General features: G+C 43.7%; 14 protein-coding genes and 1 riboswitch. Of the genes, 3 read left to right on the top strand and 11 right to left on the bottom strand.

The window, feature by feature from the left end; translation table 11 throughout:
• Window positions 1–582 precede the first annotated feature (582 nt).
• Window positions 583–1,764, bottom strand: a complete 1,182-nt coding sequence (locus tag B5X77_RS09230; protein ID WP_079507322.1) for an MFS transporter — start codon at window positions 1,762–1,764, stop codon at window positions 583–585.
• A gap of 192 nt (window positions 1,765–1,956) precedes the next feature.
• Here B5X77_RS09230 and B5X77_RS09225 point away from each other — a divergent pair, with 192 nt between their 5' ends.
• From B5X77_RS09225 to B5X77_RS09215, 3 genes are all read left to right on the top strand, one after another.
• Complete coding sequence (locus B5X77_RS09225) at window positions 1,957–2,472, top strand: DoxX family protein (RefSeq protein ID WP_079507320.1); 516 nt, start codon at window positions 1,957–1,959, stop codon at window positions 2,470–2,472.
• A 189-nt stretch (window positions 2,473–2,661) separates the two neighbouring features.
• Window positions 2,662–3,162 carry a DoxX family protein gene (locus B5X77_RS09220; RefSeq protein ID WP_079507318.1) on the top strand — a complete coding sequence of 167 codons (501 nt, stop codon included), beginning with the start codon at window positions 2,662–2,664 and terminating at the stop codon, window positions 3,160–3,162.
• Between the two features lie 107 nt (window positions 3,163–3,269).
• Entirely contained in the window at window positions 3,270–4,040 is a 771-nt protein-coding gene (locus tag B5X77_RS09215; protein WP_079507316.1) for an STAS domain-containing protein, read from the top strand.
• A 72-nt stretch (window positions 4,041–4,112) separates the two neighbouring features.
• On the opposite strand, the gene B5X77_RS09210 is transcribed toward B5X77_RS09215, so the two are convergent.
• From B5X77_RS09210 to B5X77_RS09160, 10 genes are all read right to left on the bottom strand, one after another.
• Window positions 4,113–5,372 (bottom strand): DUF445 domain-containing protein, encoded by a 1,260-nt coding sequence (locus B5X77_RS09210; RefSeq protein WP_079507314.1) that lies wholly within the window; start codon window positions 5,370–5,372, stop codon window positions 4,113–4,115.
• Between the two features lie 628 nt (window positions 5,373–6,000).
• Complete coding sequence (locus tag B5X77_RS09200; protein ID WP_079507310.1) at window positions 6,001–6,831, bottom strand: MetQ/NlpA family ABC transporter substrate-binding protein; 831 nt, start codon at window positions 6,829–6,831, stop codon at window positions 6,001–6,003.
• Between the two features lie 19 nt (window positions 6,832–6,850).
• Window positions 6,851–7,516 carry a methionine ABC transporter permease gene (locus B5X77_RS09195; RefSeq protein WP_079507308.1) on the bottom strand — a complete coding sequence of 222 codons (666 nt, stop codon included), beginning with the start codon at window positions 7,514–7,516 and terminating at the stop codon, window positions 6,851–6,853.
• Window positions 7,506–8,519 carry a methionine ABC transporter ATP-binding protein gene (locus B5X77_RS09190; RefSeq protein WP_079507306.1) on the bottom strand — a complete coding sequence of 338 codons (1,014 nt, stop codon included), beginning with the start codon at window positions 8,517–8,519 and terminating at the stop codon, window positions 7,506–7,508. Before B5X77_RS09190 ends, B5X77_RS09195 begins: the two co-directional genes overlap by 11 nt.
• 75 nt (window positions 8,520–8,594) lie before the next feature.
• Window positions 8,595–8,699: riboswitch (SAM riboswitch) on the bottom strand.
• A gap of 235 nt (window positions 8,700–8,934) precedes the next feature.
• The gene (locus B5X77_RS09185) at window positions 8,935–9,465 is read right to left on the bottom strand and encodes a chromate transporter (protein WP_079507304.1); all 531 of its coding nucleotides are present in this window, start codon (window positions 9,463–9,465) and stop codon (window positions 8,935–8,937) included.
• Window positions 9,462–10,037 (bottom strand): chromate transporter, encoded by a 576-nt coding sequence (locus B5X77_RS09180; protein WP_079507302.1) that lies wholly within the window; start codon window positions 10,035–10,037, stop codon window positions 9,462–9,464. The genes B5X77_RS09185 and B5X77_RS09180 overlap by 4 nt, the downstream gene beginning before the upstream one ends.
• 379 nt (window positions 10,038–10,416) lie before the next feature.
• Window positions 10,417–12,072, bottom strand: a complete 1,656-nt coding sequence (locus tag B5X77_RS09175) for a methyl-accepting chemotaxis protein (RefSeq protein WP_079507300.1) — start codon at window positions 12,070–12,072, stop codon at window positions 10,417–10,419.
• A gap of 23 nt (window positions 12,073–12,095) precedes the next feature.
• Window positions 12,096–13,076, bottom strand: a complete 981-nt coding sequence (locus B5X77_RS09170) for a BMP family lipoprotein (protein WP_079507298.1) — start codon at window positions 13,074–13,076, stop codon at window positions 12,096–12,098.
• A 157-nt stretch (window positions 13,077–13,233) separates the two neighbouring features.
• Window positions 13,234–13,890 carry a potassium channel family protein gene (locus B5X77_RS09165; protein ID WP_079507296.1) on the bottom strand — a complete coding sequence of 219 codons (657 nt, stop codon included), beginning with the start codon at window positions 13,888–13,890 and terminating at the stop codon, window positions 13,234–13,236.
• Between the two features lie 12 nt (window positions 13,891–13,902).
• Entirely contained in the window at window positions 13,903–15,243 is a 1,341-nt protein-coding gene (locus tag B5X77_RS09160) for a TrkH family potassium uptake protein (protein ID WP_079507294.1), read from the bottom strand.
• Window positions 15,244–15,291 lie beyond the last annotated feature (48 nt).

The following is a 15,291-nucleotide window of genomic DNA, read 5'->3' as shown; positions in this document are numbered from 1 at the left end:
GTTTGCTATGTTAAATACCCGCAGTATTTCGTCAAATCTCCTTAAGTGTAAAAACTAACTCCAAATTGAAATATGTCAAGACTACAAGCACTCTCCTAAATGCACCCTTATCCAACGACATCCGGCTGCATATGGGTGTCTTTCACCCCTAAATGCACCCTTATCCAACGACGTCCGACGGCATAAGGGTGTCTTTCACCCTTAAATGCACCCTTATCCAACGACATCAGGCTTCATAAGGGTGTCTTTTGCCCTTAAATGCACCCTTATCCAACGACATCCGGCTGCATAAGGGTGTCTTTTGCCCTTAAATGCACCCTTATCCAACGATATCAGGCTGCATAAGGGTGTCTTTCACCCTTAAATGCACCCTTATCCAACGACTTCCGGCTTCATAAGGGTGTCATTAGCTTCTAAATAGACCCTTATGTAGTGCAAACGTGCTTATCAGGGTGTTTTATACTCCTACTCTCCCTTTTGTGAACCGAATACGCTGCATAAGTATGTAACTAGCTTATCGCGCTTGTGAAAAGAAGATCCTCCTTGTTTTTACAAAAAAAACCTGCTCCAATCGGAACAGGTCTAGTTTCTTACAGGCCTTCTCGCTATTAAAACATATAGAATAATAGAAACTAATACGGAAATGGCGGAGGCAATATAAATGCTTCCATATCCAAGCCAGTGGCCGATTTGGCCAAAAGCCATCGCCCCGACTCCGACACCTAAATCGAAAAAGGAGAAGAACGTTGCATTTGCCATCCCTTTTCTGTTCATCGGTGCATCCTGGACGGCCCATGCCTGCAGTGCCGGCTGAACGGAACCAAAGCCGAATCCGTATAGACCAGCTGCAATGTACATGACCAGGCTGTTTGGCAGCCAAGCTAAAAGGATCATCGCCGCCATAATCAAAAAGGTCCCGGGCAGGAAGACAGCGCCATGCCCTTTTTTATCATAGAGTTTGCCGGCAAAGGACCGGGAGAGCATTAGGGTCATGGCAAAAATGAAGAAGTACCACTCAATGCCCTCTATCCCCTTCTGAGCCGAGTAGAGCGGCAGGAATGAGGCAATGCCTCCAAAGGTGATCGTAATGAACAATAATAACAAGGACGGCTGCAATGCAGACTTCTCATACACATCCCATCTCCGCTTCACTGTTTTCTCTTCAGTTTTCTCCACCTTTTTATAGGTAATCCTGGATGCCAGCAGAAATGCTGCAAGGCCAAGACAAGCACTAATTAAAAATAACTGCTTGAATGTGATTGCCGCAGCCAGCGCAAGGCCAAGCGTCGGCCCCATAGCGAGCGCTATATTTCCGGAAAGACCAAAGTACCCCATCCCTTCTCCCCTGCGGCGTGGCGGGATTAAATCGGTTGCAATTGTGCCTGATGCTGTCGTTGAAAATCCCCAGCCAACCCCCTGTACGATGCGCATCAAAAACAAGAAGGCAATTCCCTGGGCAAATCCAAACGATCCTACAGAAATCACGAAGATTACCAGACCAATTAAGTAAATGAACCCTCTCCCTTTCGTTTCAAGCATGCGGCCTGCATATGGGCGGACAAGCAATGCAGAAAATGTGAATATCCCAACGACAAAACCGATCAGCTGGTCATTTCCGCCCAAATGCTCGACAAACAGCGGGATAGTTGGCAAGGTCATTTGAAAGCCCAAGAAAATAAAGAAGTTTGCCAGGAATATAAACACAAAATCCTTGCTCCAAATCTTTTCAGTGCCCTGTTGAGCTGCTCCTCCTGATTGATCCATTTGCTTTCATCCTTTCGATTAAAAACGTTCTTTAGGCACCCTATCCTTTTCAAAAAGAATCATGTTCAATATTCTGTCAATTTGTTGTTGCATTTTTGTGAACAACTTCACAGCCAACTCATTTTTCTTTCCAATTCTGATATATTGTAAGTGTAATCAATAATTACTTATTTTTGAAGGGAAGCGATTTATATGTTTGCGAAATGGCTAAGAGAAAACAATATTGCTGCTGGCCTGTTGACTGTCATCAGGGTATGGCTTGGATATAACTGGATGACTGCTGGATGGGGTAAATTGACTGGTGAAGGATTCGATGCTACCGGATATCTGAAAAATGCAGTTGCCAATCCGGTGAAAGGTCCTGATGGAAACATGGTTTATGGATGGTATGTGAACTTCCTTGAAAACTTCGCGATTCCGAATGTAGATCTGTTCAACTTCATCGTTCCGCTTGGGGAATTCCTAATAGGTCTTGGGTTGATCCTTGGATGTTTGACAACAGCAGCAATGTTCTTCGGTCTTGTGATGAACTTCAGTTTCTTCCTTGCCGGAACTGTATCTCATAACCCAACTGACATCTTCTTCGGCTTCATCATCCTGTTCGCTGGCTATAATGCTGGAAAATATGGCTTAGACCGCTGGGTGGTTCCTTTCATCCGCAAAACTGTCATAAAAAGAGAACCCGAAGCTGCACATAAAGCCGTTTAACTACGATCTGTAAAGGACCTGTTATTGCAGGTTCTTTTTTTTGCGCTGAAATAGTTCACCGTTCATAATGCCGACAATATGTTATTGCTATTTTGTGAACAACGTCCTAATGCCCTCATTTAAAAAAGGAAAATCAATATATTGTAGTGTAATCAAAAAATCATTCATTTTTGAAGGGAAGCGATTCATATGTTCGCAAAATGGTTAAGGGAAAACAATGTGGCGGCTGGCCTGCTGACGTTCATTCGTATATGGCTTGGGTACAACTGGATGGTTGCAGGCTGGCACAAATTGACTGATGGTTTTGATGCTGCCGGATACCTGAAGAATGCTGTCGCCAATCCGGTAAAGGGTCCTGATGGCAATATGGTTTATGGCTGGTATGTGTCTTTTTTGGAAAACTTCGCACTTCCAAACATCGAGCTTTTTAACTTCATTGTCCCTGTCGGTGAATTCCTGGTTGGATTGGGACTTATATTGGGATGTCTAACAACCGCAGCGATGTTTTTCGGATTGGTAATGAACTTTAGCTTCTTCCTTGCCGGAACCGTATCCCACAATCCTACAGATATATTCCTCGGCTTCATCATCCTGTTCGCTGGCTATAACGCAGGACGGTATGGTTTAGACCGCTGGGTGATTCCATTTTTACAAAAAGCAATTGCAAGGAAAAAGGCAGCCATAAAATGAATCATCAAGCCTCCTGAGCAACTTCAGGGGGTTTTTGGTATTTCTTGTACCAACTGGAAAACTTAGCTATAATTTTTACAGACGCCTAAAAAACAGGAGCGATTTCTTTGTTCAGATTCAATGCAAGCGAAACTTACGAGCTTTTACATAAAATCAACGAAAATATTTTTATAGCGGATAAAGAATATAACATTGTATTTTTCAACGATTCTGCAAGAAAATTATTAACGCAAATTGGCCCATATGCAGGGTTTAGTGAGCCAGAGGAGTTTCTTGGCAGCAGCCTTGGAGTATTCGGCCTTCAACAGAAAATCCAGAACAATGGAAGTTTTCCTTGTACTGTCAGCATTAGATTGTTCAATAAATTTTACGCGGAGATTGGGATCGATCAATTAACCGACGAAAAAGGTAACAACAAAGGGTATATCCTGACATGGAAGGATGTAACCGAATTTGAAGAGCAGTTAAAGGAAATCAGGAAACAGCTTCAAATCCTTGATATGCCTGTCATCCCGTTGTCAGTAGACACAGCAGTACTGGTGCCCGTAATGGGGAAATTGACTGAAGATCGCCTGGCCTTTCTCGGTGAAAAAATCCTCTCGCACAGTGCCGAACAAGGAAATGAATATGTCATTTTTGACTTCACTGGTGTTTCAGATGAAATGGACGCACATATTGCATTTCGATTGCAGCAGGTTATAAACGCATTAAAGCTGATGGGCGTCCTATCCATCTATGTTGGCATACGTCCCGAAATGGCCAAATCCATTGTACAGAATGGTTTGCACGTAAATGTCCCTATGTTCAACACCTTCGTCCATGGAATCCGATATGTCTGGAAACAGACTGGTTATGAGCTTGTTAAGAGAGATGAGTAGCAAAAAGGCCTGGTCCATGACCAGGCCTTTACATTTATAACGATTGAAGATCCATTATCAGATTCGTCTTATTTACATGACGATTAGTTTAAAAATCGTTAAGGCAAGCCCGATGAGGAAGCCGCACACCGCACCATTTACCCTGATCCATTGCAGGTCTTTCCCTACATTGTTTTCCATCATATCAATGAGTGTTTCCGTATCCAGCTTATCAAGGTTTTCTCTGACAAGCTTCCCGATTTTAGAGTGGTTTCTTTCAATAAGTCCAGCTATCTTTGCATGGAGCCAGCTCTCGATTGCTATTACTTTTTGATCGTCTGCCCTGATTTCATTGATGAACTTTTTGACTATAGGAGTAACAGTATCATCGACAAAGCTGTCTTTTTCGATAAGGGAAATTACCCGGTCCTTGGACTTTGCCAGAACATCCTTGATTTGTCCGGTTAAAGCCATTTCCTCGACCATCTTGTTTTTCCAGGATTGGATTTCCGACATAAGAGCCTCTCGCTCATTAATGCTTCCAAGCTCTTTACGAATCTTATCCAGAATCATATGCCGGTATCGATTATCATCCTGCTGAAGGTTTTTCATTCTTTTTAAAATGAACGACTGCAGGATATTTCCAACTTTTTCTTCCGTAATCATATTGCTGAATGATTGGATTGCAAATTTTAGGAGTCCGTCCGCCTCGGTTGTATCGATTGCCTGTTTTCCAAGCTTTCCGAGCACTATTTTTGCTTCATTTTGCGACGCCCATTTTTCCGTCTCTTGAAGTACATAGTCAAAAGCAGCCGAATCATATTCCTTCGCCAATATATGACTCGAGGCCTTTTGCAAAAACTCGGAAGAATCCGCTGAAAGCAGGAAGCCTTTGATTTCCTGTTCAATGGTTGGTGCAAAACGCTCAACCTCGATTTTCTTTACCACATCAAGACTGAATGCCTGGATGCTTTTTTTAACAGATTCAGAGTGCAGTTCCTTTTCAATTGTTTCAAAAATCTTATCCAAAATATGAATCTGCTTGAACTTGTCCATGATGCTCTCTTTCGTGAGCCAGTCATTTTCGAGCATATTGATTAAGGCACGCGTCACTTTATCGCGGTTTTTAGGCAAAAGTGCTGTATGTGGAATCGGGATGCCTAGCGGATGCCTGAATAGTGCGGTCACAGCAAACCAGTCAGCAAGACCGCCAACCAGACCTGCTTCAAAACCGCCCATCAGCAATTTCCCAATCAATGAATCCTGAAACGGAATCATTGCGAGGAAGCCGACTCCCATAATCGCAAGCGAAATAGCTGCTAAATGTCTTGATCTCTTATCTCGTTTTTCCATATATCTCCCTCTGTTACTGTTTGATTAAATGAGCAATTTACTGGCTGTTGGTGCAATATTTAATCGGTAACCTCATTCGGGCTTATAGAATTCTTCTATGTGACCTTTTTGAGCTCGGTAACCTCATTCGGGCTTATAGAATTTTCCTATGTGACCTTTTTGAGCTCGGTAACCTCGTTCGGGCTTATAGAATTCTTCTATGTGACCTTTTTGAGCTCGGTAACCTCATTCGGGCTTATAGAATTCTTCTATGTGACCTTTTTCCGCTTGGCAGCCTCATTTGGGCTTATAGAATTCTTCTATGTGACCTTTTTCCGCTTGGCAGCCTCATTCGGGCTTATAGAATTCTTCTATGTGACCTTTTTCCGCTTGGCAGCCTTATTTGGGCTTATAGAATTCTTCTATGTGACCTTTTTCCGCTTGAAGCCTCGTTTGGGCTTATAGAATTTTTCTGTGTCACCTTCTGTGCTTGTAGGTGTTACCAATCCAAAATCCGTAATATTAAAATAACAAAAGAGCTTTATAAAAAGGGTCTCTTCAATATTTTAACCAATTTATAGGGGAGAAAGCTATAAAAAAGGAAAAGTCCCAGAAGCTTATGGCTGCTGGGACTTAAATATATCCTTATCTATTTCATCCATTCTGGCTTTCCAAAGCCTTTGAATTCTTTATCGATGATTTTTTCAAAGTCATCGGATTCTACGACTTCTTTGATGTCCTTGGCGAATTGGGCATCCTGGTCCTTTTTGTTTATAACGATGCGGTTACGATATTGGTCAGGCATGTTTTCGAGCTGAAGCGCATCCAGCAGATCCATTTTTGCTGCAAGGGCAAAGTTCCCTGGTACGGCTGAAAGGTCAACGCTTTCTACTGCTCTTGGCAGCTGTGCAGCTTCAATAGGCTTGAACTGCAGCTTCTTGACGTTATCTTTTACATCCTTTTCAGAAACTGTCAGCGGGTCAGCGTTAGGATCAAGTGTAAGGAGGCCAGCATCCTGAAGGATCAGGAATGCACGAGCTGCATTGGTTGGATCGTTCGGAATTGCGATAGCAGAACCTTCTGCGACTTTATCAAGGGATTTAAACTTCTTTGAGTAAATTCCCATTGGTGCTGTTGGCACGACAATAACTTCCGAAAGCTCAAGCTTATGTTCTTTCGCGAAGTTTTCCATGTATACCTTGTGCTGGAATAGGTTGGCGTCCAGATCCCCTTTTGAGAGTGCCAGGTTTGGCTGGATGTAATCGCTGAATTCTACAACTTTTACCTCATAGCCTTTTTTCTCGAGCAGAGGCTTGATGCCTTTGGTGACCATGTCGCTGTATGGTCCAGATGTAGCACCAAGTGTAACCTGCTTATCTTCAGCCGTCTTGGCATCACCGTTTGATGCAGAGTCACTGCCACATGCAGCCAACATTCCGATTGATAAAAGCAGCAGTAAAGAGAATAATAATTTCTTCATTTCAAAAAACCCCCAAATTTTATCTTTTGTCTACTAATCTTGCAATCCTGTCTCCGCCAAACTGAATCAGCTGGACGAGGCAGATTAAAATAATAACGGTAGTAATCATGATTGTATTATCGTACCGGTAATAGCCGAAGCGGATTGCCAGGTCACCGACCCCGCCGCCGCCGACAATACCAGCCATTGCTGAGTACGCCACCAGGCTGATAATGGTGATGGTTACACCCTGGACAATGCCAGGTTTGGCCTCTGGAATCAATACATCTTTGATGATCATCCAGGGAGTTGCTCCGGTTGCAACAGCGGCTTCGATGACTCCTTTATCAATTTCACGAAAACTTTGCTCTACGATTCTCGCAAAGAAGGGAATCGCCGCGACCGATAAGGAAACAGACGCTGCAGTCGGCCCGATTGTCGTGCCGGCGATTAAATTCGCAAGCGGCAGCAAGGCAATCAGCAGGATAATAAAAGGTACCGAGCGAATCATGTTCACGATGAAGCCAGCAATATTTTTAAAGAGCTGGTTTTCGAGGAATAGTCCTTTGTCAGTGACAAAAAGCAGGACACCTGTAGGCAAGCCTACAATGACTGCAACCAGTATGGAGATGCCAACCATATAGATTGTTTCAAAGAAGGCCTTATTCAGCTCCGGGAGAAGGGCAACCAGGTTATCAAGCAGCATCGCCAATCACCTCCAGATTTCTCGTTCTTGCCGCAATATAGTCAATGGCCCGATCGATTTCCAGCGTTTCGCCCGAAACTTCCATAATAAAGATTCCGAGTGGAGTATCCTGTATATACTCAATCTTTCCGTGCAGGATATTTCCCCGGACATTAAATTTTTGGAACACATCGGCAATCACACCCTGCTCAGCAATCTCACCTTGAAAGTAAATCTTGATCAGTTTTCCTTTGCGTTCCTTCATCAGCCTATCAGGCAGTTCGAATTGAAGGATGGAGTTAACGAAATCCTTTGTCAGCGGCTCTTGTGGATTCGCAAAAACATCATAGACATTTCCTTCCTCAATGATTTTCCCGTCCTGCATAACGGCCATCCTGTCACAAATCGTCTTGACTACTTCCATTTCATGAGTGATCAGGACAATAGTGATTCCTAGCTCTCTATTAATCTTTTTCAGCAAAGATAATATAGAGCGAGTGGTGCTCGGGTCCAGGGCGGATGTTGCTTCGTCGCATAACAGAACCGATGGGTTGTTCGCAAGTGCCCTTGCTATGCCCACACGCTGCTTCTGACCGCCAGACAACTGAGCCGGATAGACATCTTTTTTGTCCGACAGACCCACCATATGTAATAGCTCAAGTACTCTTTCATTTATTCTCGCTTTTGGAGTACCTGCAGCTTTAAGCGCAAAAGCGATGTTCTCACTGACAGTCTTTGCGCTAACTAGATGGAAGTGCTGAAAAATCATCCCGATTTTAAGTCGTGCCTTCCTTAGCTCCCCCTTGCTTAAGGATGTAAGCTCGACACCATCTATATAAATTTCTCCCGACGTCGGCTGCTCCAGAAGATTGAGGCATCTCAACAAGGAACTTTTGCCTGCGCCGCTGTATCCGACAATCCCATAAATTTCGCCATTTTCTACTTTTAACGAAACATCGTCAACACCAGTCACCGATCCCTTTTTCGTGTTATACACCTTGACCAGATTCTTCACTTCAATCATGTTTACACCCCCATTTTCGCTCAATAAAAAAATGCCTCTTTCATTCATAGAAAGAGGCATCGTAAACAACTATACGACTTATCTTTCAGAATGAACACATTCTGCAGGAAGTGGCACCTTTCCATAAAGGAGGTTGCCGGACGTCATTGGGCCTAATCCCTCAGTCTCTCTTGATAAGTAACTTATTAAATTCATTTCAATAATTGAAATATTAAAACTCTCAGTTTAATTTGTCAATATAGTTTTTTCTGTGTTTTGCTGGTGATAACGCTTACAGTGCTGGCAGAGTAAGGAAATTATTTTTCACAATAAAAGCTTAAACTGCACCTTTTTACATGACTTGATCTGATTTGATTAGAGGAAGATTCTTTCCTCCTTAAAAACTAATACAAGGCAGCAAAACAAAAACCCTTGTTTATGCCAAAACAAGGGCTCCATATACAAGTGCACCGGCAATTACATAGGCTGGGTGGACTTTTAATTTTTCCATCAGGACAAAACTGATTCCTCCAAGCAGAATTGTTTGTGTTAAGCCAATCCCTTCATAGGAGGAAAAAAAGAAATCATAGGTCATGACCCCGAGAAGTACAGCTATTACCGGCCGTACAACGATTGTCAGCCTTTTTACACGAGCAGAATCCTTGAATTTCATCAACAGGCCGAGCAGGCCGATCATTAAAACCAATGAAGGGGCAACCGATGCAAATACCCCGACTATCGCGCCAAGGACGCCGCCTTCTGTATATCCGATATACCCGGCCATCTTCGTCGCAATCGGTCCAGGAAGAGCGTTGCCCATTGCCAGTACTTCACTGAATTCATTGACAGTCATCCATTCATAACGGTCCACTACTTCATTCTCAATCAACGGGATGGAGGCTGGCCCGCCGCCATATCCTAAAATTCCTGGTATGAAAAATGCCAGAAATATTTTGATATAAATCATGTTTGATCTCCTCCCCCTTGTTTTTGTTCGGATGGAGAAGAGTCTTTTTTAAACAAAGCACCGAGAAGCAGGACAGAAATTAAAATGGCAGGGTGCACATTCATCATTTGGAGCAGGACGAGGCTGACAATGAGCGCCACTATGGTCCAAATCCAGCCAAGCTTCGATTTTCCAGATTTATTGATGAAATCCCATGTAAGGACGGCAAGCATGACTGCAACAACCGGAACGACCGCTTCGGCCATCCCCTTTACCCAGGGCTGATCCTTGTATGAGTTCAGAGCGGTAAGCAGAAAAATCATCAGGAGAATCGTCGGAACCATCGTGGCGGCCAGGGCATTGAGCATGCCAAGGACTCCGCCAACTCGATAGCCTATATAGCCGGCCATTTTAGTCGCAATCGGACCAGGGAGCGCATTTCCCAGAGCAAGGATATCTCCGAACTCATCAGCGTCCATCCATTTATACTTATCTACAACTTCCTTATGTACAAGCGGAATCGAGGATGGGCCGCCGCCGTATCCGAGGATTCCCACCCGAAAAAAAACCATGAATAAATCTCTTTGTTTCAAAACTTCACCTTCTCTTATTTTTAGCCTGGTGCCATTTTATTTTATTATAGACTCATGTGTTGGAAACTGCATGTCAAATTGATGTGACTTTTTTTGACTCTGGCTCATTTTCTTTGGATTTTCCGGAATTTCATGTGCCATGTTTGTTATATTGGCGATTTTTCTAATTTATCGACCACTTTTTAAAATATATCAGCGGATTTTTCATTATATCGACCATATTTCAGAGTATATCGACCACATTCTTAATTATATCAACCACCTAATCATACATCGGCCAAACTTTGATTTACATAGAATTGAAATCTATCTGTAACGCCATCGCTTTTACTCCTTAGCATAAAAAAGTACCATAGCCCAAGCTATGATACTTTTAAAATCACTTATTAAATTTAAATACGGAAACGGATCCGTTTAGCTCATTTGTCAGCTTCCTCAGGTCTGTCACTTTTTTGGACAGGTTGCCAAATGCGGATAATTGTTCAGTTGTGGATGCCGAGATTTCTTCGCTTCCAGCGGCGGTTTCTTCGACGACAGCACTGATAGATTCGACATTATGGAGAACCCTGGCTCCTAGTTCCTTCGAAGCTTCCATACCTTTCACAAGCTGGAATACCTTTTCCGAGATGCTGCCTACTTTTGTTTCGATATTTTCAAATGCGGACATAGTCAGATTCATCGATGCCATTTGCTCATCAGCGATTGCCCCGCCTTTGTTCACCGCTTCCCCAATCTCATCGAGACCTGTCTTTAGAAGGTTGACCATATCAAAAATTTGCGTTGTTGCTTTATTTGATTCTTCAGCCAGCTTCCTCACCTCTGAAGCAACTACCGCGAACCCTTTGCCCGCCTCGCCGGCCCTTGCAGCTTCAATGGCTGCATTCAACGCAAGCAGGTTGGTCTGGGCAGCGATGGCTGAAACAGACTTGGCCATGTCTTCAATTTTTGCTGCATATCCTACGAATTGATCTGTTGCTGCCTGGATAGAATACGAGGCTTCTTTGTTTTCCGTTATCAAAACCTTTTGCCCCTCTATCGCTTTTCTGCCTTTGCTGATTGCTTCCACGGCTTCCTTGCTGTATGAAGAAGATTCCTGGGTGTGATCTAGATTCAGCATGATTTCCTTATCCATTTCGTCAATCAGTTCGACAGATTGCTGTAAATCTTCAGAGACAGTCTGGGCTCCTGCGGATAGCTCATCCGTTGATACAGCAACCTGATTCGAAATCTCTGTAAGCGATACATTTTCCTGTTCTATTTCCTGCGCGAAATCTTCCACTTCCTTGCTGGCCATATTCACCTTTTGCAGCAAGGATGTCAATTGTGCTGCCATCATGTCGAATGACTCGTTCAAGGTTCCAAGCTCATCCTTATGCTTGTATGAGACTTTTTCAATCATTAAGTTGCCTTTGGCAATTTCTTGGGCGTTAATAGCGATCTTTTTCAAGGGCCTTGTGATTGAGCTTGTCAGCCTGATCCCGATTCCCCCGGCGATGACTACTAGCAGGATGCTGCCGATGATGGCCGACAATATGATGAATTGAATTTGGTTTTTCAAGTCCTCCTGCAGATAATCGTAATAGTCATTAACCTGGATATTCAATAGGTGCAAGTCGTTCAGGACACCTTCACTGCGCAGCGACTGACGCTTCACTTCAGCACTGACCTTGCCATCAAGTGCTTTTTCAGCTTCTGACTTAAGGGCTGTGAACTTTTCAAAAGCTTTACCCAACACTTTCTTGCTGTCCTCTTGCTGGATCAATCCTTCAGCCTGTGTGAAAATATCCGAGGTTTTCTTCATTTTCGTCAAAGCTTCCTGCCTGTTCCCTTCGGTTGGATTGAAGGAAAAATTGCTGAGCGATTGCTTCGTGGCCGAGGTTTCAGCCTGGAGATTCTGTACCGTAAGCAGAACCTGCACATAGTCTTGATTGGATGATTGGACCATCAGCATTCTATAGATGATAAAAGAAATCATCACAATCGATAAGCCGATAGCGAGCAATAAATTCAATAGTAATTTCTTTTTGATTGTCATGTTGGTTCCCCCAGTTGCAGCTGTTAATCCAGCTGAATTGAAACTTCATTCGTCGATAATTTTGCTTCCAGTTCTTTCAGGTCCTTTTCTTGTTCTGGAGTCAGCTTGATCACACGGATCGGGGCAAGCCCAACACCCTTCTCATTAATGCCGAGCTCAATCTGCCTTGATTTCAGCTTCTTCCCTGACTGGAACTCCTTTACGGCTTCATATAAAGCGATGTCCACATTTTTAAGCATTGACGTAATGATCGCTTTTTCGGCAAAAAAGTACTGGTCACTATCCACGCCAATCGCAAATTTTTTCCTGGCTTGCGCTTCCTTCAATACGCCTACTCCGGTAAAACCAGCCGCAGCGTATAGTACATCCGCACCGTCATCCACCATACCGGAAGCAATCTTGCCTCCAAGCTCGGCATTGCCAAAATCATTGGCATAGGCAACCTTTACCTCTGCATCAGGCTTCACTGCTTTTACACCCTGCTCAAATCCGGCTTTAAACTTGCGGATCAGCGGAACATCGGCGCCGCCGACAAAACCGACGACATTTGATTTGGTGGCCATCCCGGCAACCGCACCGGCCAGGAAGCTGCCCTGTTCTTCTTTAAAAATAATGGATGTGATATTATCTAGCTCTGATACCGAGTCGACCAGAACAAATTGCTGTTCCGGATATTTTTTCGCGACTTTTTCAAGGTCTTCGAGGACCATGAAACCGAGCCCGATGACAAGGTCATTTCCCTCCTCCACCAGCTCTGTAAATCCCTTTTCATAGCTGCCGACTTCCTTCAGCTCCCGATAATCAAAAAGAATATCGAGTTCGTCCCTCGCTTTTGTCAGTCCCGCAAATGCGGCATCACTAAAAGATTGGTCACCAAGTCCGACGTCAGACAACATAATGCCAATCTTCACCCTTTCCTTTGCCTTCAACTCTGTATTCGTGCATCCCGCCAGCACTCCTAAGAGTAAAATCGCACTTATAAACATATGCATGATTCGTTTCATCTTGTTGTCCTGCCCCTTTTTCAATAAAATTTATATCTTTTTCATCGACCAGCACCCATTTTTGTTAATGGCAAAACCCAAAGTCTTTCTTTTACTAATTTTCAAAATAATGTTCACATAGAAAAAGCAGGCCGTTTTCCCAGCCTGCTTGACGTTATTATTTAATTTTTGTAAACCTGTTCAAATCGCCATTTTCCCCAAGGACAATCAGGATATCCTCTGCTCTCAGCGTCTTCTCCGGATCTGGCGAAATATCAACCTTGTTCCCAGTTTTAACGCCAATTACCGTGATATTGTATTTAGCACGAAGATTGATTTCAATCAGATTTTTGCCGGCCATGCTCATTGGCAGCTTGATTTCTTCGATGCTGTAGTCATCGGAAAGCTCAATGAAATTCAATACATTCGGTGAAGCCATCAGCTGGTGGGCAACCCTCTCCCCCATATCCCGTTCCGGGAAGATGACTTTGTCCGCGCCAACCTTGAACAACACCTGTGCATGGTGCTTGTTGAGGGCCTTTGCTACGACATTGGATACACCCATTTCTTTTAAAATAAGAACCGTTAGGATACTAGCCTGAATGTCATCACCGATTGCCACAATGACGGTATCAAAGTTACGGATCCCGACTGCCCTCAATGTTTGCTCGTCGGTCGAATCCCCGATTACTGCATGCGTGACAAACTCTTTATATTCCTCGATATGCTGTTCACTCTTATCAATAGCCAGTACTTCATGTCCTTCATGATACAGGGTGATTGCTACACTGGACCCGAAACGGCCCATCCCGATTACTGCGAATTGCCTTGCCATAATATAATCCTCCTACCCAATCATCACTTTTCCAGCTGGATAACGATAATGATCCTCTTTTCTTTTTCTTGCCACTGCATACGCGAGTGTCAATGGACCAACCCGGCCTGCAAACATTGTAATTAAAATGAATATCTTTCCGTATGGTGACAAATCCGGCGTCAAGCCCATTGAAAGCCCAACCGTTGAAAAGGCTGACACCACTTCAAAAAAAATCATCAGAAAGTCTTTTCCCTGCTCTGTGATGGTCAACACCATTGTCATGGATATTACCAAGAAAATAGCTATGAGAGTAACAGTCAAAGATTTCGAAACAATACTGTAATCCATCCTTCTTCCAAAGAAAGTTACATCTTCCCTGCCGCGAATTTGCGATTTGACGGCACCGATCAAGACGGCAAGCGTGGTTGTCTTGATTCCTCCGCCAGTTGATCCCGGTGAAGCGCCGATGAACATCAAGAAGATGATCAAAAACAAGGTTGACTGCTGTAAATCCGGAATGCTTAAGGTATTAGATCCGGCGGTCCTTGGTGTGACAGCCTGGTAAAAAGCCCCGAATATTTTGCCAGCCGCTGATAACGGCTTCAGGGTAGCTGGGTTATTATACTCCAGAATAAAAACCAGGATGGTACCGCCAGCTACCAGAAAACCCGAAACAGCCAGTGCCATTTTTGAGTGGAGGGACAACCGACGGGTGCTTCGGTATTCAAACAATTCATTCATTACGATGAAGCCTATGCCTCCCAGGCTGATCAGTGAAATCACCGTAATATTTACGATGGGATCTTCAGCATAGGCGGTAAGGCTCCTGAAATCTCCCATCAAGTCAAACCCGGCATTATTAAAGTTTGAAATTGCGTGGAAGAAACCGAAATAAATAGCTTTTCCAGCAGCCATGTCCTGTGAAAATCTCAATGACAGAAGGATTCCCCCGCCAATTTCGGCGACGGCTGTAAAAATCAGGATTCTTTTTACAAGCCTTACGACTCCTTCAACCGTTGCGTTGTTGAACGCTTCCTGGATGACCAATCTTTCTTTTAATGAAATTCTTTTTCCTAGAATGAATGCGAGCAATGTAGCGAAGCTCATGAATCCCAATCCGCCGACCTGAATCATCGACAGGATGACCACTTCTCCAAAGGTGGTGAACGTGTCGCCGGTATCAACAACTACAAGTCCTGTCACACAGGTGGCGGATGTTGCTGTGAATAATGCATCAAGCAGCGAAAGTCCCTTGCCATCAGTTGTTGCAGATGGCAGTGACAGCAACAATGCCCCAATCAGGATAATCGCTCCGAAACCCAAGACAAGTATCTTTGGAGGGTCAAGCATAATAAACAATTTCCTGCGCATGGTGTCTTCCTTCTTTCCTTAGTATGAGGAATTATGCGTCTAATATTT

The sequence above is a fragment of the Mesobacillus jeotgali genome (assembly GCF_900166585.1).
Lineage (GTDB): Bacteria > Bacillota > Bacilli > Bacillales > Cytobacillaceae > Mesobacillus > Mesobacillus jeotgali_A.
Note: the sequence above shows the minus strand (reverse complement) of the source record. Positions and strands in the feature narration are given on the sequence as shown.